This window comes from Bartonella sp. AU15XJBT (genome assembly GCF_028618615.1).
Taxonomy (GTDB): domain Bacteria; phylum Pseudomonadota; class Alphaproteobacteria; order Rhizobiales; family Rhizobiaceae; genus Bartonella.
On record NZ_JAQITG010000008.1, the window covers coordinates 24,804 to 45,520 of the forward strand.

The window sequence follows — 20,717 nt, forward strand, 5'->3', positions numbered from 1 at the left end:
TTTAAACTCCATAGCTGTTCTATATATTCATTGCATAACCTATTTTTTAATTTAAGGAAATGTGTGGTTAATTAAGAAAATAGCCTTTTTTGCCTTATTGTATGATGTTATGCAACGGGGATAAAGTTTGGAAGTTGGGAATGATTAGAGCATTATTGACAATAATTTTATATATTATTTTTTTCTGTACAGCGAGATCTGAAGAGCCTATTTTTATTGTGCCTCATCGAGCAATTTATGATTTTTATCTCGATAGTGTTTCTCATGAAATGGCAATTTCTGGGATGTCAGGGCGAATGGTTTACGAGCTTACTGGTTCGGCATGCCAAGGCTATAGCACACGTTTTCGTTTCATTAGCCGTCTTCATGTTGAAGATATGCCGGTGCGTTTAACGGATCAACAGACGACGAGTTATGAAACAGGAGATAGCCGTACATTTCGTTTTAATATTACCGATCAAGAGGGGGAAGAGGTTGCGCATCGTGCCGAAGGGGTCGCGGAGCGAACGGGAGATGGCATTACAGTTACCTTAAAAAAGCCAAAGGAAAAAAAGTATAAACTTGCAATGGCTGAATTTCCAATGATGCAACTAAAGAATATTATCCGCCATGCAAAAGCGGGGGATCATTTTTATAATGTTACTGTATTTGATGGGACAAATAAAGCGGATAAAGTTATAAAAGAAAGTATCGTCATAGGGGAAAAGAAGGCGCTTTTATCTGATAGCGAGACGGAAAAAATGAGAAAATTGGATGAAGAAGAATATTGGCCTGTTACAATCTCTTATTTTGATGATGGTGAAAATAAAGATGGTTTGCCGATTTATCGGAGCAGTTTTCTCTTACATGAGAATGGTGTCATGCGTGATCTTCATATAGATTATGGGACTTTTTCAGTGCGTGCAAAATTGAACAGTCTTGAATTTCTCGAACTTGGAAAAGATCTTAATCAATGTGAAAATGCAAATATTAAATGATTGAAGAAAATGACTTGAAAAAGAATCAAAGTTTAGTATGTTTGCGCTATTCCACACGCGGAGTTTGGGTGTTTATAGATGATCTCGAGAGAAAAGTCTAGCAAGCATCCGCCGGTAGTAGGTTTTCCTGCTTTTTCCGCGGAGGTTAAACCGGAAAGGATAAAATTTATGGCACTACCCGATTTTACTATGCACCAGCTTTTAGAAGCAGGTGTGCATTTTGGTCACCAGACTCATCGCTGGAATCCCAAAATGACTCCCTATATTTATGGTCAGCGTAATAATATTCATATTATTGATCTTGCTCAGACTGTTCCTCTTTTACATCAAGCGCTTAAACTTGTTTCAGATACTGTTGCGCGTGGTGGTCGTATTCTTTTTGTTGGCACGAAACGGCAGGCATCTGAAATTATCGCTGATGCAGCGAATCGTTCCGCCCAATATTATGTTAATGCGCGTTGGCTTGGCGGTATGCTGACGAACTGGAAAACAATTTCCAATTCGATACATCGTTTGCGGAAGCTTGATAAGATTCTTGCTGCTGAAGCACAAGGCTTTACCAAAAAAGAACGTTTAAATCTTGAACGTGATCGTGAAAAACTTAATCGTGCGCTTGGTGGTATTAAAGATATGGGCTCTGTTCCAGATCTTATCTTTGTTATCGATACAAATAAAGAAAATATTGCACTCCAAGAAGCAAAACGTTTGGGTATTCCAGTGATTGCTATTATTGATACCAATTGTGATCCCGATGACGTAACACATCCAATACCAGGGAATGACGATGCTTCACGTGCAATTTCTCTTTATTGCGATCTTTTTGCTCGTGCCGCTCTTGATGGTATTGCTCGTCAGCAAGGTGCAATGGGTATCGATTTGGGAGCTCAAGTTGATGCACCTGTGGAGCCTGTTTTGGAAGAAAATGCGGTTTTGGCAGTTTCTGAGTAATATAAAACGCCTAATTAAGGTATTTTTATTATCTAAGGAAAAAGTTATAGGCGTGCAGAGGAAATTTGCACGCATTCACTGTTACAGAATGAAGAGGCAAATATGAGCGTTACTGCTGCACAAGTAAAAGAACTTCGAGAATTATCTGGCGCCGGTATGATGGACTGTAAAGCCGCTTTAGCAGAAACCAATGGCGATATGGAAGCAGCTGTTGATTGGCTTCGTAAAAAAGGCATAGCTAAAGCAGATAAAAAGGCTGGTCGTACAGCAGCTGAGGGATTAATCGGAGTCGTATCAAAAGATTCACATGCAGTTTTGGTTGAGATTAATTCGGAAACGGATTTTGTTGCACGCAATGATGGATTCCAAGACATTGTGCGTAATGTAGCAACTGCTGCCTTAGATACGCCGGGTGATGTTGAATCTGTTTCTGTTTCTCTTTATCCAGGCTCTGAGAAGACTGTAGAACTTACAATTAAAGATGCAATTGGTACAATTGGCGAAAATATGACGTTTCGTCGTTCCGCTAAATTGTCTGTTGAGAATGGTGTTGTTGCGACTTATATACACAATAGCGTGTCTGATGGGCTTGGGAAACTTGGTGTTTTGGTTGCAATTGAAACAACGGGAAATAAAGAAGCTGCTCTTGCTTTTGGTCGGCAGGTCGCGATGCATATTGCGGCAACCAATCCATTAGCGCTTACAGCACAAGATGTTGATGCTGGTGCTGTTGAACGTGAAAAAGCAATTTTTTCAGATCAAGCACGTCAGTCTGGAAAACCTGAAAATATCATTGAAAAAATGGTAGAAGGGCGTATGCGTAAGTTTTTTGAAGAGGTTGTTTTGCTTTCTCAAGCTTTTGTTATGAATCCTGATATGACTGTTGAGGCTGCTTTAAAGGACGCTGAGAAATCAATAGGTGCTCCAGCAAAAATCACAGGCTTTATTCGTTTTGCACTCGGTGAAGGTGTAGAAAAAGAGGAGTCTGATTTTGCTGCAGAGGTTGCGGCAGCTGCAAAAGGCTAGTTATTGAAAAATCTTGATCAGGGATTTAAAATCATCATTGGTTTTAGAAACTCTGACGGAAACGATGTGATTATTGTGAGGGCGTCACGTGAAAAAAGTGGTGCCCTTCGTGGTGTCAAAAGCAAAAAGTAAATGTGCTTTTGGGGAGATTATGAATGGCATTAACACGTCCGTATAAACGTATTCTTTTAAAGGCTTCTGGTGAAGCTCTTATGGGGGGACAAAGTTTTGGCATTGATGTTTCTGTTGTCGACCGTATTGCCGCTGATATTGCAGAAGTACGCGCAATGGGGATAGAAGTTGCGGTTGTTATCGGTGGGGGAAATATTTTTCGTGGTGTTGCTGTTGCTTCGCATGGTGGGGATCGCGTGACAGGTGATCATATGGGAATGCTAGCAACGGCTATTAACTCTTTAGCATTGCGAACATCATTGACAAAATTAGGCGTTGAAACTGTTGTACTCTCTGCGATTGCTATGCCACAAATTTGTGAAAGTTTCTCGCAACGTAAAGCAATAGCTTATATGAATCAGGGAAAAGTTGTTATTTTTGCGGGCGGTACAGGAAATCCATTTTTTACCACTGATTCTGCTGCAACTTTACGTGCAGCAGAAATTGGGGCGGATGTTCTTCTTAAAGGAACACAAGTCGATGGTATTTATTCAGCAGATCCAAAGATAGACCCTACAGCTAAGCGTTTTGACCAATTAACACATGTTGAAGTTTTGCAGTGGGGATTATCGGTTATGGATTCAACGGCGGTTACTTTAGCCCGTGAGAACAATGTACCGATTATTGTGTATTCCATTCATGAAAAAGGTGGTTTAGCAAAGGTCTTGAATGGAACAGGGCGCTTTACAATGGTATCGGAATAAGGATAAGCTTCAAAGGACAATTGAAGGAGACAGAAATATGAATGTTGCATCAATTATGGATGATCTGAAACGTCGCATGGATGGCGCTATTACGGCTTTTAAACATGAATTAGGTGGCTTGCGGACGGGACGGGCATCAGCGAGTTTATTAGAACCGTTGACTGTTGAATCTTATGGTTCTGTTGTACACATCAACCAGGTTGCTAATATTTCTGTTCCCGAACCTCGGATGCTTTCCGTTTCTGTATGGGATAAAACGATGGTGGGAGCAGTTGAGCGTGCTATTCGCGATTCTGGTCTTGGTTTAAACCCCATAACTGATGGTACGAATTTACGTATTCCTTTGCCTGAGTTGAATGAAGAGCGCCGTAAAGAACTTGTAAAAATTGCGCATCACTATGCAGAGCAAGCGCGTGTTGCTACACGTCATGTTCGCCGTGATGGTATGGACAATTTAAAAAAGTTAGAAAAAGATGGTGAAATTGGACAAGATGAAGCCCATAGTTTCTCCGAGAAAGTTCAAAAACTTACAGATGAAACTATTGCTGATATCGATAAAATTTTAGCTGTGAAAGAATCTGAAATTATGCACGTTTAAGACGGCTTTTTCGCTAGAAAAGATATTCTACTCCCTGCATGTAAATTATTTTTATGGATAAGAGCAGGGAATAATGTACACTATGATAGCAAGGTGTGAGGAAGGAAGCTATTTTATCGTTTTATCATCTTGATCAAGGGAAAGATTGATTTGAAAGGGTTGATGCTTTTATTCTTTAATCTGTGAGTGAATTCCACCCTTTACTGGAGAACACTGTTTAACAGCGTCATGAGAGTTTTTTGTTCAGCATATCTTTGTTAAACTGCATGATGAGGGATTACTCAATATTCTAAGATGGGTTTGGGAAAATAATATAGCGCAAAAATAATGCCTTAATCTTACTCTTAATACCCATTATAAAGCATGCGCGTAGGATGGGGTAAGCAGATGTTATGGGCCGTAATTCGTTTTTTAATGATGAAGAGTTGATAGAGAAGTTTTTTATACAGAAACCTATATGAATTAATTTATGTGGGGCGTAGATGGCTGCTTTTTCATTTTATGTTTGAGAAAATATTTAACAACTTATTTTAGGATTAACCCTTGATAAGGAAGATTTTTGAAGCTGTTTTCATTGATTATTCGTCTTATAAGCGCTATCTTGGTAGACTAAATCATTTATGGTAAATTATAAGAGAAATTTGTACAAGTATGAAATAAAAATACGAGGTAGGGAAATTTTTATTGCATCAATTTTAGAGCTTGTATTTTCTATTTTTATTGTTTGGATGTTGTTTTGTCTAATTTGGTTTATCGTATTCTAACAGCTTTTGTGTTTGGCGTTATTGCTTTGTATCTAACATGGTTGGGGGGGATCTCATTTTTTCTGTTCGCATGGTGTATTGGTGGTTTTATTCTTTATGAGTGGATGAGTATTACTCAAGAGAAATGGTGTGTTTTACAAAAGATATTAGCAAGTATTTTTTATTTGCTCTTTGGCTTTTTTTTAATGTTGAATGTATCTGCTCCATTGGTTTTTTGTGTTTTAATCGTATTGGCTGCGGTGTTGGCTATTATATCTATAAAAAACAGTGGTTGGGTTTTTTGTGGTTTTTTATATGCATCTTTTCCTGTTGTAGCTTTATGCTTTTTACGGGATCATGAGATGTTGGGGTTCCAAGTTGTTATTTTCTTATTTACGATAGTTTGGGGAACCGATATTGGTGGATATTTTATCGGACGTGCATTGGGGGGGGCTAAATTAGCACCACAATTTTCTCCTAATAAAACATGGTCAGGAGCACTTGGTGGTACATTTGTCGGCGTTTTCGGTGGTATATGGGTTGCTTTTGTATTTTTTGATATAAATTTAGCAAGTTTTTTTGTGCCACTCCTTACACTTGTTTTGTCAATTATTTCACAATTGAGTGATTTAGGACAATCATGGCTTAAAAGACGTTTTTCTGTTAAAGACTCCAGTTCTTTATTGCCTGGACATGGTGGTTTTATGGATCGTATGGATGGATTGGTAGGGGCAACTTGTCTTCTTTATTTAATTGGTTCATTGATATCTGATATGGATGCACCTTTTAATCTTTTTAATATGATTTAATGGGGAGAAGATATTTTGGGACTTTTAAATCATATGGTCACTATGGGTGATTTTCTTTTAAGAAGTTTGAGTATTCTTTTCATCATTATGCTTATCATTTTTGTGCACGAACTTGGGCATTATCTCATTGGGCGGTGGTGTGGTATTAAGGCATTAGTTTTTTCACTTGGATTTGGACCGCAAATAGCCAGTTATACAGATAAGCATGGCACGAAATGGCGTTTAGCACTTATCCCCCTAGGAGGTTATGTAAAATTTGTTGGAGATGAGGAAAAAAACGATACGCTATTATCTCCATCATCTCCGATTGTTGATGGTTCATTTGCCAGTGCGCATCCTTGGAAAAAAGCAGCAACTGTTTTTGCTGGTCCCTTTTTCAATGCTCTTTTTACTGTTGTTATTCTAACGTTTTTTTTCTTTATTTACGGTCGTGTCGCCATTGAACCGGTTGTTGGTTCCTTGGTAAAAGATAGCCCTGCTATTCAGTCTGGTTTGAAATTAGGGGACCGTTTTGTTGAAATGGATGGTCGACGGGTTGAAAGTTTTGAAGATTTGATGAATTATGTATCTTTTCATGGAAAAGAACCGATAGAGTTTAAAATAGAACGCATGGGGCGTGTGTTTACGACGGTCATTACCCCGAAAGTCGTTGAGCGAGATGATGGATTTGGAAATCGAACACAAAGTGCTATAATCGGTGTAGGTGTTCCTGTTGATTTAAATAATCCTGCACGTTTAGATTCAACTTATATAAAACATATTCGCTATGGTTTTGTAACAGCTATAAAAGAAGCGTTAAACCGTACTGAGTTGATTACCACTCAAACGGTTCTTTTTATGAGTCGTTTAATCGGAGGCAAAGAAGATCGTTGTCGGCTAAGTGGGCCTTCTAAAACCGTTAAAATTGCTTGGAAAGTAAGCGAGACAGGTTTTATCTCTTTGTTGAATTTGGCTGCTTTTCTTTCAATAAGCGTTGGGTTTATTAACCTTTTTCCGATTCTACCGCTTGATGGTGGGCACCTTTTATTTCATGTCATTGAGGCTATTACTGGGAGGGAAATATCCGCTAAAATTCAGGGAATTGTTTTTCGTTTAGGTTTTTCCCTTCTTCTCCTTTTTATGATTTTTGTCTTCTTTAATGATTATTTTTGTTGGTTTAGCTAATTAAATTATGGAAAACACTTTGTAAATTGGGTAATAATGGCAAAAACAAATTGAAGGTTGTTTACCATGTCTGCAAAATATTGTGGCGTCGTACATTATAATGAGTAATTAAGGGATGAAAAGTCTCGCTGTAAAAAGGTTGTTATGGCAGTTAGCTTTTTAAGGCATCATGTCCAAGGAACAAGAGTAAGGTAAAAAAGCCAATGACTACGAATTCAAAGTTTTTAAATGCAGCATCTGTGTTGGTGTTAAAGATGGGGATGATTGCCCCAGCAACGGTTTTTATGTCAATTGCTGCGGTTGGAGAAATACAAGCATCTGTAGTCCGTTCTATTGAGGTTCGTGGGAATAAGTTTGTAAGTTCTCAGGCGATTCGGGACAATATGGGTATTAAGGCTGGACAAGGAGTTTCCAGTGGTGATGTTGATCATGCTGTGAAAAATCTTTTCGAATTAGGTTTATTTTATGATGTTAAAATAAATCAAGTCGGTGATAAATTGGTTGTATTCGTAAAAGAATATGAGGTTGTCAATCAAATATTATTTCAGGGAAATAAATCTTTTAAAGACCCAGATCTTAAACGGTTTATTTCTTTAAAGCCAAATGAGCCTTTTAATTCTGCTAAGCTTTCTGCTGATATAAATACGATTCGTGAAGCTTATAAAACTCTTGGTCGTAACAATATCACTGTTAACGTTCAAACGATTAACCTTGGAAAAGGGCGTGTTAATGTGGTGTTTAATGTTGTTGAAGGACAAAAAACAAAGATTGGTGATATCACTTTTAAGGGAAATAGTGTCTTTGCAAGCCGCCGGTTGCGTGATGTGATTTCAACAAAATCTTCAGGAATTTTTTCGAAGTTGTTAGGAGGCGATGTTTATAGTGAAGAGCGCCTCGCTGCTGATGAAGAAGCTTTACGTCGCTTTTATTATAATCGTGGTTATGCAGATTTTCGTGTCGTCTCTTCTAAAGCGACTTTTGATGCCGCAAGCAATACCTATAAAATTTCTTTCGTTCTTGATGAAGGGGCACGCTATAAAATTAGTGATATTCAGGTTGAAAGTGATGTTGATGGAATTGACGTTCAATCTGTGAAAGGGATGCTTAAAACCCAGCCAGGTAATGTTTATAGTGCAGAAGATATTGAACAATCTGTTGCAATTATTAACAATAAGGTTGCTGATTCGGGATATGCTTTTGCTAAAGTTGAACCACGGGGAAACCGTAATTTAGCAAATCATACAATTTCAATTTTATATAATATTGAACAAGGTACACGTGCTTATATTCAGCGTATTGATATACGGGGCAATGAAAAAACGCGTGATTACGTCATTCGCCGTGAAATTGATTTAAATGAAGGAGATGCTTACAACCAGACTTTATTACAGCGGGCGAAACGTCGTCTAGAAAGTTTAGGTTTCTTCAAAGCCGTTAATATTTCAATGGTTCCCACTGAGCAATCTGACCAGGTTGTTTTGGTGATAGATGTCGTTGAAGCTTCAACAGGAGATCTCTCTCTTTCTGGAGGGTATACAACGGGGGGAACAAGCCCTGGTATGTCACTTGAAGTTTCTGTTACTGAGCGTAATCTTGGGGGACGTGGTCAGTACGTTCGTTTAGGGTTAGGAGCGGGACAAGAAAAGTCCCGTAATTATAATTTATCATTTGTTGATCCTTATTTCTTAGGGTACCGTTTATCAGCTGGCGTTGATGTTTTTCGCAGCACTTACCGTGCTGATAAAGCCTATGATGTACGACAGACAGGGGGGTCACTACGGTTTTCACTCCCTATTAATAATAAGTTATCTGCAAATGTAGCTTATTCTTATGTACAGGAAGAATACGATTTTGGCGGAGAGTATGATTTCAACAAAGAGAGTGATATAGTAGAATTATATGGGAAATATTCTGGTGCGATTGTTCAAGCAGCGAAGCAAAGCCCTTGGAAACGTTCATCAATTAGTTATGGTTTAACCTATAATACGATTGACGATATGAGAAGCCCCCATGATGGATGGTATGTGCATCTTCTTCAGGAATATGCAGGACTTGGCGGGAGGGCAAAGTTCTTGAAGACCACGGGTAAGGCGATGATGTACAAGACTCTTTCTGATCAGAGGGATATTGTTGGTTTGCTTTCTTTTGGCGGTGGTTATATCCACGAAATAGGCAAAGAAGGTGTTCGTATTTTCGATATGTTTAAAGCGAATACTGATATGATTCGAGGATTCAAATACAATGGAATAGGTCCACGTCAGGTTTCCAGTAAAGGTGAAGTTTATTTCTTAGGGGGAACGACCTATATGAATGCGACTGCTGAAGTACAGTTTCCTATTCCTGTTGTGCCGGAAGGATTTGGATTACGCGGCGCTTTATTTGCGGATATTGCTACACTCTATGGCAATAATTATAAAGCCGTTTTTAAGGGGGAGCCGCCTGTTACCAATACAAAAAGTGCTTGGCGCTCATCTGCAGGTGTGAGTTTGATGTGGGATTCTCCATTTGGTCCTTTGCGTTTTGATTATGCTTGGCCAATAACAAAGCGGGAGGGGGATCGTTTGCAGCAATTAAACTTTGGTATTTCTACGAAGTTCTGATTTGAGTGGTTTTAAGAAGGAAAAATTTGAAGAAAATGGCTTAAGCTGGGAGAGAAAGTGTTTTGATGGCGGATACATTTTTTTTTACGCCGTCCCGGCAATTGACAGTTGCAAATGTTGCTGAGTTGACGGGTGCAAAGCTTCTTAATCCAGAGTTTTCTCATAAAGTTATCAATACTCTTTCTTCGCTTGAGAGTGCAGTGGAAGGCTCTCTTGTTTTTGTGGAGCATCGGAAATTTTCTGATGCTCTACGGGACAGCTCTGCTGTTGCTGTTTTTTGTACGAATGAGATTGTTTTTAAAGTTCCTAACACGATGGCAATTTTGGTAACTTCCACGCCGCAGCGTGATTTTGCTCAGATTGGTCGTATTTTGTTTCCTGATTCTGTCAAGCCGGTTCCTTGGTTGGGACAGAAGGAGATTTCACCGCATGCGCATATTCACCCAACGGCTAAGTTTGCCCATGATGTGTGTATTGAAGCGGGAGCTGTTATCGGTAGAAATGTTCAGATTGGCGCAGGAACTCTTATTTCATCCACAGCTGTTATCGGTGAAAATTGCCGTATTGGACGTGACTGCTATATTGCTCCTAAAGTAACCGTTCAGTGTTCTTTAATAGGTGATAGAGTTCAGCTTTATCCTGGTGTTTGCATTGGGCAAGATGGTTTTGGTTATGTTGGGGGTATTTCTGGAATCGAAAAAATTCCACAACTTGGTCGCGTTATTATTGAGGATGGTGTGGAAATTGGTGCGAATACCACTATTGATCGAGGGACATTTCAAGATACTGTTATTGGAGAAGGAAGCAAGATTGATAATCTTGTACAAATTGCCCACAATGTAAAAATTGGTCGTTATTGCCTTATTGCCGCTCAATGTGGAATTGCCGGAAGTACATCTATAGGGGATATGTCTCAGCTTGGCGGGTGTGTTGGAGTAGCGGATCATATCGTAATAGGAAAATCTGTTCAGATTGCTGCGCGCAGCGGTGTTATGAATGACATTCCAGATGGTGAAAAATGGGGAGGTAGTCCAGCGCGACCATTTAAACAATGGTTTCGTGAAGTAGCGACGTTGCGCAGTATGGGAAAAGTTAAAAAGGAGAAAAGCTGATATGATCAGCACCGGAGAAATGAAAAATTTAGAAGCTGTTGATATTGAGAAACTGCTATCAATATTACCGCACCGTTATCCATTTTTATTGATCGATCGTATCGTTGATATTGATGGTGAACAAGAAGCGATTGGTATTAAAAATATAACGATTAACGAGCCACATTTTACGGGACATTTTCCTGCAAAGCCTGTTATGCCTGGTGTTTTGATTTTAGAAGCTATGGCACAAACAGCAGGAGCAATAGCACTTTTAAATTTAGGCAATAAGCAAACAAATTTAGTTTACCTTATGACGGTTGATAATGCGAAATTTCGTAAGCCGGTTATGCCTGGAGATCAGCTCAAGATTCATGTTCAGCTTTTGAAAAAGAGATCTGGTATGAGACGTTTTTCGTGTGTTGCAAAAGTAGAAGATGTCCGCGTGGCTGAAGCAGAAATTGCTGCGATGATTGTTGAAGAAGAATAAACGATATTTGATGGGAATTTAAAAATGTCCGGTACGAAAATCCATCCAACTGCTCTTGTGGAGAAGGGAGCGCAGCTTGGTGAGAATGTACGCGTTGGGCCATTTTGCCATATTAGTTCAGAGGCTGTTATTGGTGATGAATGTAGTTTGACAAGTCATGTTGTAATAATGGGAAAGACAACGTTAGGAGCCAAGAGTAAAGTATTTTCTCATGCAGTTTTGGGAGCAGATCCGCAAAATAATAAACATAAAGGGGGAGTTACGACTCTTTCTATTGGTAAGAATTGTACGATTCGTGAAGGCGTAACAATGCATAGAGGTTCCGATTCGAGTGTGGGAATGACAGTTGTTGGTGATAATTGCCAATTTTTTTGTTATGCGCATATCGCTCATGATTGTCATGTAGGCAATCATGTAACATTTGCTAATAATGCAATGATTGCTGGTCATGTTACTGTTGGTGATTATGTGATTATCGGTGGTGGTGCTGCTGTTCACCAATTTGTTCGTGTTGGGCATCATGCATTTATCGGTGGTGTATCTGCTCTGGTGGGTGATCTGATTCCTTATGGAACAGCTGTTGGTGTGCAGGCAAAACTTGCCGGACTCAATATTATTGGCATGAAACGTGCAGGGCTTGAGCATCAAGATATTCACGCACTTCGTCATGCGGTTGCCATGCTTTTTGATCATAGCAAGCCATTTAAAGAGCGTGTTAGCGATGTTGCTTCTTGCTATTCTTCTTCTCAGTCGGTTATTGATGTTGTTAATTTTATTAAAGAAGAAGGAAAACGTTTTTATTGTACACCAAAATTTGAAGGTGATAGAATAAAAGAACATAAGGATTAAAAATGCCTATTTGGGGTGCCAGAAATTTTCTTTCCGGCCGTACTGCTATTATAGCAGGAAGTGGTGTTTTACCGATTACTGTTGCGCAGGTTCTTGAGAAGAACGGAGGGAATCCTTTTCTTGTGCTTTTGCATGGTGAGGCAGATTCTGTTCTTTATCGCTATGAGCATTGCGAGCTATCAATTGTAGAGTTAGCGCGACTCATTAAAATCTTAAAAGAGGCTGGAGTTTATAATGTTGTTTTGGCAGGTGGTGTGAAAAAGCGACCACTTCTTACACAATTGCGACTAGACTGGACAACATTTTTAGCGCTTCCTAAGTTAATCGGAGCTTTGAGGAAGGGGGATGATGCGTTATTAAAAGCTTTTATACGGGTTATTGAAGCGCATGGTTTTTGTGTTATCGGTGCTCACGAAATAGTCCCAGATCTTTTAGCTCCCATAGAATTTCATTTAACGGTACGGCGTGCGACGCAAAAAGAGAAGAAAGATATTTTTTTAGCAGCACAAGCAGCAAAGCTTTTAGGTCAATTGGATATCGGGCAAGCCGTTGTCGTTGTTCAAGGAAGGGTGGTTGCTTTGGAGGGCGCTGAGGGAACTGATAATATGTTGTGGCGTGTTTGTGAAATGCGAGAAAGAGGGCAAATCCCCCCTAAAGGTGGTGTTCTTGTTAAATGTGCAAAGCCACAACAGGATAATCGCGTTGATTTGCCATCAATTGGGCCCGCGACAATAATGAATATTGCAAAGAGTGGTTTATCTGGTATTGCGGTAGAGGCAAATAGAAGTCTCATATTATCGGTGAAAACAACAATAGAAAAAGCCAACAAATATTCTCTATTTATAGAAACATTTGAAAAGTTTGATCATGAATAATTGTTTCTTAAAGATTGCTGTGGTTGCAGGTGAGGAATCTGGTGATTTGCTTGGGGCGGATTTAATTTCTTGTTTATCACAACAAATAGGATGCAACACTCATTTGATTGGTGTTGGGGGGAGGCACCTAAAGGCATTAGGTTTAAAAAGCTTTTTTGATTCTCATGATATTGCTTTAATAGGTTTAAAGGAGGTGTTGAAAAAATTACCGTTGTTGTTGCTCCATATTCGCAATTTATCCAAATTTATCGCACAAGAACAACCTGATTGTTTAATTATTATTGATAGTCCTGATTTCACACATCGTGTTGCAAAAAAGGTACGCGCTCTAGCGCCTTCTATTCCGATTATTAAATATATTGCACCAACCGTTTGGGCATGGAGGCCAGAGCGTGCAAAAGCTATGCGCGGATTTGTTGATCATGTTTTAGCGGTTTTTCCTTTTGAAGAAAAGGTTATGCGGGATTTAGGAGGTCCTGCGACCACCTATGTTGGACATCGTCTTTTGACATATCCTCCCCTTTTGAGAGTTCAGTCAGAAAAAAAGCGCCAAGTAGAACAAAGAAATTTGTGTGATCAACAAACATCATCGTCTACATTGGTTATTTTGCCAGGATCACGCAATTTAGAAATTCGTTCCTTAATGCCTGTTTTTCAAGAAACAGTAGAAATTCTTGTACAACGTATTCCTCATTTACAGATTATTTTACCAACGTTACCCCATTTGGTTGATAGAATCCGTGACTTTGTGCAGGGCTGGAAAAGCAAAGTAGAAATTGTTGTTGGTGAAGATGAAAAATGGCGTGCTTTTGCACAAGCAGATGTTGCTCTTGCAGCCCATGGGACGGTTTCACTTGAATTAGCTTTAGCAAAAATTCCTATGGCTCTTTGCTATAAACTTGATCGTTTTTCTAAATTATTTATTTTTCCTAAAATGATGTTATGGAGTGCTGCTCTCCCAAACATTATTGCTGATAAGCCTATTGTTCCAGAATATTTGAATGAACTGATACGTCCTGGCATGTTAGCAAGACAGATAGAACAACTTTTATTTAATCCTTTATTGCGCCAGGCCCAACTCGATGCTTTTGAGATAGTAGAACAGAAAATGAAAACTGAAGTACCATCGGGAATTGTTGGTGCGCAAAAAATTATCACTCTTTTAAAAAGCAGGGGTAAAATTGTATAAATGAAGCAATATTTTGATGACTAATGTTTAATTTTAGCAAGGAAATCACGGGCACGTTGGCTTTTAGGGGTGGTAAAAAATTTGTCAGAGGCGGTATCTTCAACAATTTTTCCATTTTCTAGAAAGAGTATTCTTTCTGAGACTTTCCGTGCGAATCCCATTTCATGGGTAACACAAAGCATTGTAATTCCTGTATCGGCCAATTGAGCCATCACTTCCAAAACTTCTCCCACACTTTCCGGATCAAGAGCTGAAGTGGGTTCATCAAAAAGCATAACTTCCGGTTCCATACAAAGCGCACGGGCAATCGCAACACGCTGTTGTTGTCCACCAGAAAGTTGTAAAGGGTATTTATCACAGTGTTTTTCAATACCGACATGCGTTAAGTAACGCATTGCCCGTTCTTTTGCTTGTTGTTTGGAAAGTCCTTGAACGGTCATAGGGGCTAAAATACAATTTTGTATAACGCTCATGTGGGGAAATAAATTAAAGTTCTGAAAAACCATTCCTATTTTTCGCAGAACATCTTTTTGCTGTTGTAGAGGAGCGGTATTGATATCAACGTTATGAATACAGATTGAACCTTTTTGTGCTTGTTCTAATTGGTTAATACAACGAATTAACGTTGATTTTCCTGATCCGGATGGTCCACAAATAACGATATGTTCACCAGCTTGAACATCAAAGTTGATATCGTGTAAGACCTGAAAGTTTCCATACCATTTATTGAGGTTTCGAATGGAGATCACAGGGTTTTTACTGGGAGAGATCGATTGATTATTTTCCAAATTCATCTTGTTTTATTCTTTCATTGATGAATAAATTGATTAATTCAACATTTTGGTTTGGTAAAGTTTTTTATGATCATTGTATTTTACCGTAAATATCGCGTGAGATGATGTTCGAGAAAAACGATAAAACGATGAATGAGTTCAACAATAAAAAGATAGATAAGAGCGGCCCAAACGTAAACTTGAAAATCGAATGTACGTGAATAAGTGAGTTTGGCAATCCCCATTAAATCATAAACAGTAACAAGTGAGGCAATGGCACTCGATTTAATCATTAAAATCAACTCATTTCCTAGGGGGCGTAATGCGACAATCATTGCTTGTGGAAGAATAACTCTAAAAAATATGACAGAATTGCTCAGACCTAAAGCTTTTGATGCTTCACGTTGCCCATTTGTTACGGATAGAAAACTTCCTTTAAAGATCTCAGATTGATAAGCAGCAGAATTGAGTGTGAAAATAAAAAGACAACAATACCACGCGTTTTGAAAAAACCACCATAGACCAACCTGTTGCCAAAAACTGTTCATTGAACCAAGCCCATAATAAAAAAGGAAGAGTTGGGCTAACAAAGGAGAGCCGCGGAAAAAATAAACATAAGAATTTGCAAAATATTGTAAAAACGTATTCTTTGATAAACGTGCAAAAGCGATGAGCATACCAAGGAAAAAACCAAGAGAACAAGAAATAGAAACAAGCTCAACAGTAACAATAAAGCCATTAATAAATTTTGGCCCATAACGGCTTAAAAGATCAGGATTAAAAAGGAAATAAAGCCACTCAGGAATCATTGACTTAGTACCTTTTTATAACCAGTTTGAGTGTATGTTTCTAAATGGCGTAAGATTGCAGCAAAAAATGCTGAAAATAATAAATAAAGTAAACATGCGACAAGATAAAATAGCATGGGTTCATTGGTCGCAGCGACAGCTAAATTCGTTTGTCGCATGAGATCAACAAGCGCGATGGTTGAAACGAGGGATGTATCTTTCAGTAAAGTAAGCCAATTATTGGAAAGCCCTGGCAAGGCATTTCGGATGAGCTGAGGAAAGACAATACGAAAGAATGTGGTTGACCGTGAAAGGCCTAAGGCTTTGGCCGCCTCATATTGACCTTTATCAAAAATGTTGAAGGCTCCAAGCCAAACTTCACAAGAAAAAGCGGCAAGAACCATACTCAATGCAAGAACACCAGCAACAAAAGCATTGATACTGAACATGACTTCAAGATTAAAATAGTCAAAGACATTTTGAATAAGGCTTTGTAATCCGTAGTACACTAAAAACAAGGTTAAAAGCTCTGGTAGCCCACGAAACACCGTTGAAAAAAGACGTGCTATAGCTTTAGCCATCTTAATATTGGATCGAATCATCACTGCATTTAAAAGTCCTAGAGGAAGTCCTAGAAGGCCGCAACATAACGCCAATGACAATGTCATTCCTGCACTAGAAAGTATCACCGTTCCCCATCCACCATTGCTAAATGATAGCAATGCTAAATTTTCAATCATTCTTGTGTTCCTCATGAAAGAGTTAGATAATGTTTTTAGAAATAAACGGTGGTTTTCATTTAAATATCATAGGGATATTTAATAAACATCGCTTGTAAAATATTTTTTCATAATTTTCTCATAAGTTCCATCCAAACGGATTTCTTTTATTGCTTCATTGAACTTATTTTTAAGATCATTATTGTTTTGACGCAGGGCAATTGCAACAGGAAATTTTGTTTCTTCTAAAGCACCTAAGAGGAGACAGCAATCTCTTCCTTCATTTTTAAGCCAATTTAATGCTTGTAATTTATCAACAATAATTACATCAAGTCGATGATTTAAAAGATCACGATTCACTTCTATTGTGGAAGGGTAGAGTTTGATTGTTACATCTTCAGAGGCATAATGATCTTCTGCATAAACAGCTTGTGTTGTATTTGATTGCACACCAAGATTTCTGCCTCTAAAGCTTTGTGCCGAGATTTCTTTAATCCCCGAAGCTTTAGTAACAATGACAGCCAGTGCTGTGTCGTAGTAAGGATCTGTGAAGTCAATTTTTTGTAAACGCTCTTGTGTATGAGAGAGGGAAGCAACGATAGCATCATATTTTTTTGCAATAAGTCCAGGGATCATTCCCTCGAAATCTTGCGTAACAATCGTACACTCGACATTCATTTTTTTACAAAGTGCATAAGATATATCAATATCAAATCCCTGTAGTTTGTTATTTGAGTCAATATAGCTAAAGGGAGGATAAGTGCCTTCACTCGCGATTTTTAACGTTTTCGCATCAGCCAATTGGGTGAATAGCGCGGCGCTTATTATAAGAGCTCCTGCGAATAGTTTCATGATATTCTCCTATTGGATAAGCGGGCAAATATGAAGTCGTCTACGTTTTTATAATCTGTAAGCTTTTCTGGAGCAATGCAAAAATTTATCGGTGTTTATTTTAGATTATTATGCTGGGCATTATTATCAAAAAATTATCTTCTTTATTAATTTAAAGAAGAATAAACATCTTATTGCTGTACGACGATTAAATTTCATGAAATGATAAGTTTACATCATTTCACAAGTAAAAACTGAGGGCTTTTCTTTAAGAATAAGGCTATTCAATTTGAACATAAAAAATTAGATTTAGATAAGATAAAAATACAATCTCATTGTTGCCATTAGATTTCATAAACATTTAACTATCGAGAAACATTAAAAATTAATTTTTTGATAAATGTAAATTTTTCTTATGAAAATTCTGAATTTCCAACATTTTTTTCCTGTTCAACAACAAGTCAAAAGATCTTTTCTGAAAAGATTCAATTTTAATTGATAGTGATATTTAATCGATATCGGATGTAAAATATTTTCTCATAATTTTTTCATAGGTTCCATCGGTGCGTATCGCTTCTATTGCTTTATTAAAGCTGTTTTTAAGGTCATTATTATTTTTACGGAGTGCAATTGCGACAGGGAATTTTACTTCGTCTAATGTTCCTAGAAGCTTACAACAATCTTTTCCTTCATTTTCAAGCCAATTTAATGCCTTTAATTTATCAAAGATGATGATATCAAGCCGATGGCTTAAAAGATCACGATTCACTTCTATTGCTGTAGGATAAAGTTTGATATTCACGCCTTCAGAGGCATAATGATCTTCCGCATATGCAGCTTGTGTTGTATTTGATTGTACACCAAGGTTTTTACCTCTAAAGGCTTGTGTTGAGATTTCTTTAATTCCCGAATCTTTGGTAACAATGACAGCAAGTACTGTGTTGTAGTAAGGACCGGTAAAATCAATTTTTTGTAAGCGCTCTTTTGTAGGAGAAAGGGAAGAAACAATAGCATCATATTTCTTGGCCAGAAGGCCGGGTATCATTCCATCAAAGTCTTGCGTGACAATGGTACATTCAACATTCATTTTTTTACAAAGTGCATAAGATATATCAATATCAAACCCTTGAAGCTCGTTATTTGAGTCAATATAACTAAACGGTGGGTAGGAAGCATCACTTGCTATTTTCAGCGTTTGAGAATTGGCTGATAAGGTAAACAGTGTTGCGCTTATTATAAGAGCTCTTGCTAATAACTTCATTATGTTCTCCTATTCAATAAGCAGGCAAATATGAAACCATGAGACATTTTTATAATTCGTAAGCCCTTTGGGAGCAATGTAAAAAATTTATCTGCCTCCATTTTATTATCATTACGCTGGATATTAATGTCAAAAAAATGATTTGTTCGTATTAATATGAAGGGAGAAATACAGGCAAGAAGGCAAATTCTCGTTAATGAAGAGATGAGTTTTAATAGTTTTTTTAAAATCAATTAATTATCTTTAAAAGAAAAACTATTCGTTTAAATACAAAGAAAATTTCAGCTCTTGTATGAAATGCCTCGATATTAAAGAATATCAAAATAAAGTGATTTTTATAATGCTTCCTATAGAAAAGTGTCATTTGGGGTAGAAATTTTAAGAGGACATTTCATGTTTATTCTAATTGATTCAAGAGAATAAAAAGTTTTTGGCATGGTAAAAAAGCACTTTAGGTAAGCTTTTTGCAATTTTATTTGCGAAGATTAGAGAATAAAATAATTCTAACATTGCAAGTTAAAATACACAATAAGGCTTTTAAACATGAAGGAATGATAGGAAGTATGCTTCATTAAAGATAATGAGAATTATAAGGTAAGAATTTTTAATTTCCTTTTGACTCATTTTAAAAGAATATTCTCAATTTATTGAAAGAGCCAAAGCTTAGAGTTTTTTTATAAACTTTTATGATGCTGTTATTTCTGTAGAAAGAGTTTTTAAATCAGACTTTGTAAAAGTTTTAAAGGATGTTTTTTAAATCATTTACAATAAAGCTTCAGTTTACTGAAGCTTTATTGATTTCTTTCTTTAATTTACACGTTTATCTATAGGAACATAATCACGCATAGGGTGGCCTGTATAGAGTTGTCGAGGACGACCAATTTTTTGTGCAGGATCTTCAATCATTTCTTTCCACTGCGCTACCCATCCGACACTGCGCGCTAATGCAAAAAGAACAGTAAACATTTCCGTTGGAAAGCCTAGAGCTTTTAATGTAATACCGGAATAGAAATCAACATTGGGATAAAGCTTTTTCTCAATAAAATATTCATCACTCAAGGCAATTTTTTCAAGTTCTATTGCAATATCAAGAAGTGGATCATCTTGAATGTTGAGCTCTTTTAACACCTCATGACAGGTTTTTTGCATGATTTTTGCACGTGGATCATAATTTTTATAGACACGGTGACCAAAGCCCATAAGGCGGAAAGGATCATTTTTATCTTTTGCACGTGCAATAAACTCAGGAATTCTTTTAATAGAACCTATTTCTTGTAGCATTTTTAGACATGCTTCATTGGCACCACCATGTGCTGGTCCCCAAAGACATGCAACACCTGCTGCAATACAGGCAAACGGATTAGCACCCGATGATCCAGCAAGACGTACTGTAGATGTAGAAGCATTTTGTTCATGATCAGCATGAAGGATAAAGATTTGATCCATTGCCCGAGCAAGCACAGGGTTTGTTTTATATTCTTCACAAGGAACAGCAAAACACATACGGAGGAAATTTGCAGCATAACTCAGATCATTGCGTGGATAAACAAATGCTTGTCCAATACTATATTTATAGGCCATAGCAGCAAGTGTTGGAACTTTTGAGATAAGACGAACAGAAGCGATCATTCTCTGGTGAGGATCTGTAATATCAATAGAGTCGTGATAGAACGCAGACATAGCGCCAAGGCAGGCAACCATGACGGCCATGGGATGTGAGTCACGACGAAAGCCATGGAAAAAGCGCGCAAACTGTTCGTGGACCATGGTATGCTGCATGATACATCGATCAAAGTCATTTTTTTCTTGCTGTGTTGGGAGTTCCCCATAAAGGAGAAGATAACAACTTTCGAGAAAGTCTCCTTTTTCAGCCAATTGGTCGATAGGATATCCACGATAAAGCAATATCCCTTTATCGCCATCGATATAAGTAATTTTTGATTCACAAGAAGCTGTTGAAGTAAAACCAGGATCATAAGTAAAAATGTCGGTTTTTTTGTAGAGAGAAGCAATTTCGATGACCTCAGGTCCACTCGTGCCTTTACGCAAGGGAAGCTCTACTTTTTTATCATTCACAATAATATGTGCGTTATTCTCAGACATTCGGTATT

The 20,717-nt window shown here is 37.8% G+C and carries 20 protein-coding genes; 14 read left to right on the forward strand and 6 right to left on the reverse strand.

From position 1 onward, the window contains the following. The first annotated feature begins 140 nt into the window (after positions 1 to 140). From PVV57_RS05150 to lpxB, 14 genes are all read left to right on the forward strand, one after another. Positions 141 to 977, forward strand: coding sequence for a cell envelope integrity EipB family protein (locus PVV57_RS05150; protein WP_273718599.1), 837 nt, complete (start codon positions 141 to 143; stop codon positions 975 to 977). A 168-nt stretch (positions 978 to 1,145) separates the two neighbouring features. Further along, entirely contained in the window at positions 1,146 to 1,925 is a 780-nt protein-coding gene (gene rpsB, locus PVV57_RS05155; protein ID WP_273718600.1) for a 30S ribosomal protein S2, read from the forward strand. A 102-nt stretch (positions 1,926 to 2,027) separates the two neighbouring features. Next, on the forward strand, positions 2,028 to 2,951 hold the full coding sequence (gene tsf / locus PVV57_RS05160; RefSeq protein WP_273718601.1) for a translation elongation factor Ts: 924 nt from the start codon (positions 2,028 to 2,030) through the stop codon (positions 2,949 to 2,951). A 3-nt stretch (positions 2,952 to 2,954) separates the two neighbouring features. Then, a complete protein-coding gene (locus PVV57_RS05165; RefSeq protein WP_273783597.1) occupies positions 2,955 to 3,083 on the forward strand; it encodes a hypothetical protein in 129 nt (42 codons plus the stop codon). 23 nt (positions 3,084 to 3,106) lie between these two features. After that, positions 3,107 to 3,826: a UMP kinase gene (pyrH, locus tag PVV57_RS05170; protein WP_273718602.1), complete on the forward strand. Its 720-nt coding sequence runs from the start codon at positions 3,107 to 3,109 to the stop codon at positions 3,824 to 3,826. A gap of 37 nt (positions 3,827 to 3,863) precedes the next feature. After that, entirely contained in the window at positions 3,864 to 4,424 is a 561-nt protein-coding gene (gene frr / locus PVV57_RS05175) for a ribosome recycling factor (protein WP_273718603.1), read from the forward strand. Between the two features lie 736 nt (positions 4,425 to 5,160). Beyond that, complete coding sequence (locus tag PVV57_RS05180; protein ID WP_273783598.1) at positions 5,161 to 5,976, forward strand: phosphatidate cytidylyltransferase; 816 nt, start codon at positions 5,161 to 5,163, stop codon at positions 5,974 to 5,976. A 15-nt stretch (positions 5,977 to 5,991) separates the two neighbouring features. Next, positions 5,992 to 7,140 carry an RIP metalloprotease RseP gene (gene rseP, locus PVV57_RS05185; RefSeq protein WP_273718605.1) on the forward strand — a complete coding sequence of 383 codons (1,149 nt, stop codon included), beginning with the start codon at positions 5,992 to 5,994 and terminating at the stop codon, positions 7,138 to 7,140. 203 nt (positions 7,141 to 7,343) lie between these two features. Beyond that, a complete protein-coding gene (gene bamA, locus PVV57_RS05190; RefSeq protein WP_273783599.1) occupies positions 7,344 to 9,740 on the forward strand; it encodes an outer membrane protein assembly factor BamA in 2,397 nt (798 codons plus the stop codon). A gap of 65 nt (positions 9,741 to 9,805) precedes the next feature. Beyond that, entirely contained in the window at positions 9,806 to 10,852 is a 1,047-nt protein-coding gene (gene lpxD, locus PVV57_RS05195) for a UDP-3-O-(3-hydroxymyristoyl)glucosamine N-acyltransferase (protein ID WP_273718607.1), read from the forward strand. A gap of 1 nt (position 10,853) precedes the next feature. Then, positions 10,854 to 11,321 (forward strand): 3-hydroxyacyl-ACP dehydratase FabZ, encoded by a 468-nt coding sequence (gene fabZ, locus PVV57_RS05200; protein WP_273718608.1) that lies wholly within the window; start codon positions 10,854 to 10,856, stop codon positions 11,319 to 11,321. Positions 11,322 to 11,345: 24 nt separating this feature from the next. Further along, a complete protein-coding gene (lpxA, locus tag PVV57_RS05205) occupies positions 11,346 to 12,170 on the forward strand; it encodes an acyl-ACP--UDP-N-acetylglucosamine O-acyltransferase (protein ID WP_273718610.1) in 825 nt (274 codons plus the stop codon). 2 nt (positions 12,171 to 12,172) lie between these two features. Then, positions 12,173 to 13,045: an LpxI family protein gene (locus PVV57_RS05210; RefSeq protein ID WP_273783600.1), complete on the forward strand. Its 873-nt coding sequence runs from the start codon at positions 12,173 to 12,175 to the stop codon at positions 13,043 to 13,045. Continuing rightward, positions 13,038 to 14,234, forward strand: coding sequence for a lipid-A-disaccharide synthase (gene lpxB, locus PVV57_RS05215; RefSeq protein WP_273718614.1), 1,197 nt, complete (start codon positions 13,038 to 13,040; stop codon positions 14,232 to 14,234). Before PVV57_RS05210 ends, lpxB begins: the two co-directional genes overlap by 8 nt. A gap of 20 nt (positions 14,235 to 14,254) precedes the next feature. Here lpxB and PVV57_RS05220 read toward each other — a convergent pair whose 3' ends face one another. From PVV57_RS05220 to gltA, 6 genes are all read right to left on the reverse strand, one after another. Beyond that, the gene (locus tag PVV57_RS05220; protein ID WP_273718616.1) at positions 14,255 to 15,028 is read right to left on the reverse strand and encodes an amino acid ABC transporter ATP-binding protein; all 774 of its coding nucleotides are present in this window, start codon (positions 15,026 to 15,028) and stop codon (positions 14,255 to 14,257) included. Positions 15,029 to 15,108: 80 nt separating this feature from the next. After that, complete coding sequence (locus PVV57_RS05225) at positions 15,109 to 15,816, reverse strand: ABC transporter permease (RefSeq protein ID WP_273718618.1); 708 nt, start codon at positions 15,814 to 15,816, stop codon at positions 15,109 to 15,111. Beyond that, positions 15,813 to 16,535 carry an ABC transporter permease gene (locus PVV57_RS05230; RefSeq protein ID WP_273718619.1) on the reverse strand — a complete coding sequence of 241 codons (723 nt, stop codon included), beginning with the start codon at positions 16,533 to 16,535 and terminating at the stop codon, positions 15,813 to 15,815. The genes PVV57_RS05225 and PVV57_RS05230 overlap by 4 nt, the downstream gene beginning before the upstream one ends. Positions 16,536 to 16,613: 78 nt before the next feature. Beyond that, positions 16,614 to 17,366 carry a transporter substrate-binding domain-containing protein gene (locus PVV57_RS05235; protein ID WP_273718621.1) on the reverse strand — a complete coding sequence of 251 codons (753 nt, stop codon included), beginning with the start codon at positions 17,364 to 17,366 and terminating at the stop codon, positions 16,614 to 16,616. 487 nt (positions 17,367 to 17,853) lie between these two features. Then, complete coding sequence (locus PVV57_RS05240; RefSeq protein WP_273718623.1) at positions 17,854 to 18,606, reverse strand: transporter substrate-binding domain-containing protein; 753 nt, start codon at positions 18,604 to 18,606, stop codon at positions 17,854 to 17,856. Positions 18,607 to 19,413: 807 nt separating this feature from the next. Next, positions 19,414 to 20,709 carry a citrate synthase gene (gene gltA / locus PVV57_RS05245; protein WP_273718625.1) on the reverse strand — a complete coding sequence of 432 codons (1,296 nt, stop codon included), beginning with the start codon at positions 20,707 to 20,709 and terminating at the stop codon, positions 19,414 to 19,416. Between the last annotated feature and the right edge of the window lie 8 nt (positions 20,710 to 20,717).

Bases quoted from the DNA above. Each gene is read 5' to 3' on its own strand.
- PVV57_RS05150 (WP_273718599.1), top strand. From the start codon at position 141: ATGATTAGAGCATTATTGACAATAATTTTATATATTATTTTTTTCTGT.
- rpsB (WP_273718600.1), top strand. From the start codon at position 1,146: ATGGCACTACCCGATTTTACTATGCACCAGCTTTTAGAAGCAGGTGTG.
- tsf (WP_273718601.1), top strand. From the start codon at position 2,028: ATGAGCGTTACTGCTGCACAAGTAAAAGAACTTCGAGAATTATCTGGC.
- pyrH (WP_273718602.1), top strand. From the start codon at position 3,107: ATGGCATTAACACGTCCGTATAAACGTATTCTTTTAAAGGCTTCTGGT.
- frr (WP_273718603.1), top strand. From the start codon at position 3,864: ATGAATGTTGCATCAATTATGGATGATCTGAAACGTCGCATGGATGGC.
- bamA (WP_273783599.1), top strand. From the start codon at position 7,344: ATGACTACGAATTCAAAGTTTTTAAATGCAGCATCTGTGTTGGTGTTA.
- lpxD (WP_273718607.1), top strand. From the start codon at position 9,806: ATGGCGGATACATTTTTTTTTACGCCGTCCCGGCAATTGACAGTTGCA.
- fabZ (WP_273718608.1), top strand. From the start codon at position 10,854: ATGATCAGCACCGGAGAAATGAAAAATTTAGAAGCTGTTGATATTGAG.
- lpxA (WP_273718610.1), top strand. From the start codon at position 11,346: ATGTCCGGTACGAAAATCCATCCAACTGCTCTTGTGGAGAAGGGAGCG.
- PVV57_RS05210 (WP_273783600.1), top strand. From the start codon at position 12,173: ATGCCTATTTGGGGTGCCAGAAATTTTCTTTCCGGCCGTACTGCTATT.
- lpxB (WP_273718614.1), top strand. From the start codon at position 13,038: ATGAATAATTGTTTCTTAAAGATTGCTGTGGTTGCAGGTGAGGAATCT.
- PVV57_RS05220 (WP_273718616.1), bottom strand. From the start codon at position 15,028: ATGAATTTGGAAAATAATCAATCGATCTCTCCCAGTAAAAACCCTGTG.
- PVV57_RS05225 (WP_273718618.1), bottom strand. From the start codon at position 15,816: ATGATTCCTGAGTGGCTTTATTTCCTTTTTAATCCTGATCTTTTAAGC.
- PVV57_RS05230 (WP_273718619.1), bottom strand. From the start codon at position 16,535: ATGATTGAAAATTTAGCATTGCTATCATTTAGCAATGGTGGATGGGGA.
- PVV57_RS05235 (WP_273718621.1), bottom strand. From the start codon at position 17,366: ATGAAACTATTCGCAGGAGCTCTTATAATAAGCGCCGCGCTATTCACC.
- PVV57_RS05240 (WP_273718623.1), bottom strand. From the start codon at position 18,606: ATGAAGTTATTAGCAAGAGCTCTTATAATAAGCGCAACACTGTTTACC.
- gltA (WP_273718625.1), bottom strand. From the start codon at position 20,709: ATGTCTGAGAATAACGCACATATTATTGTGAATGATAAAAAAGTAGAG.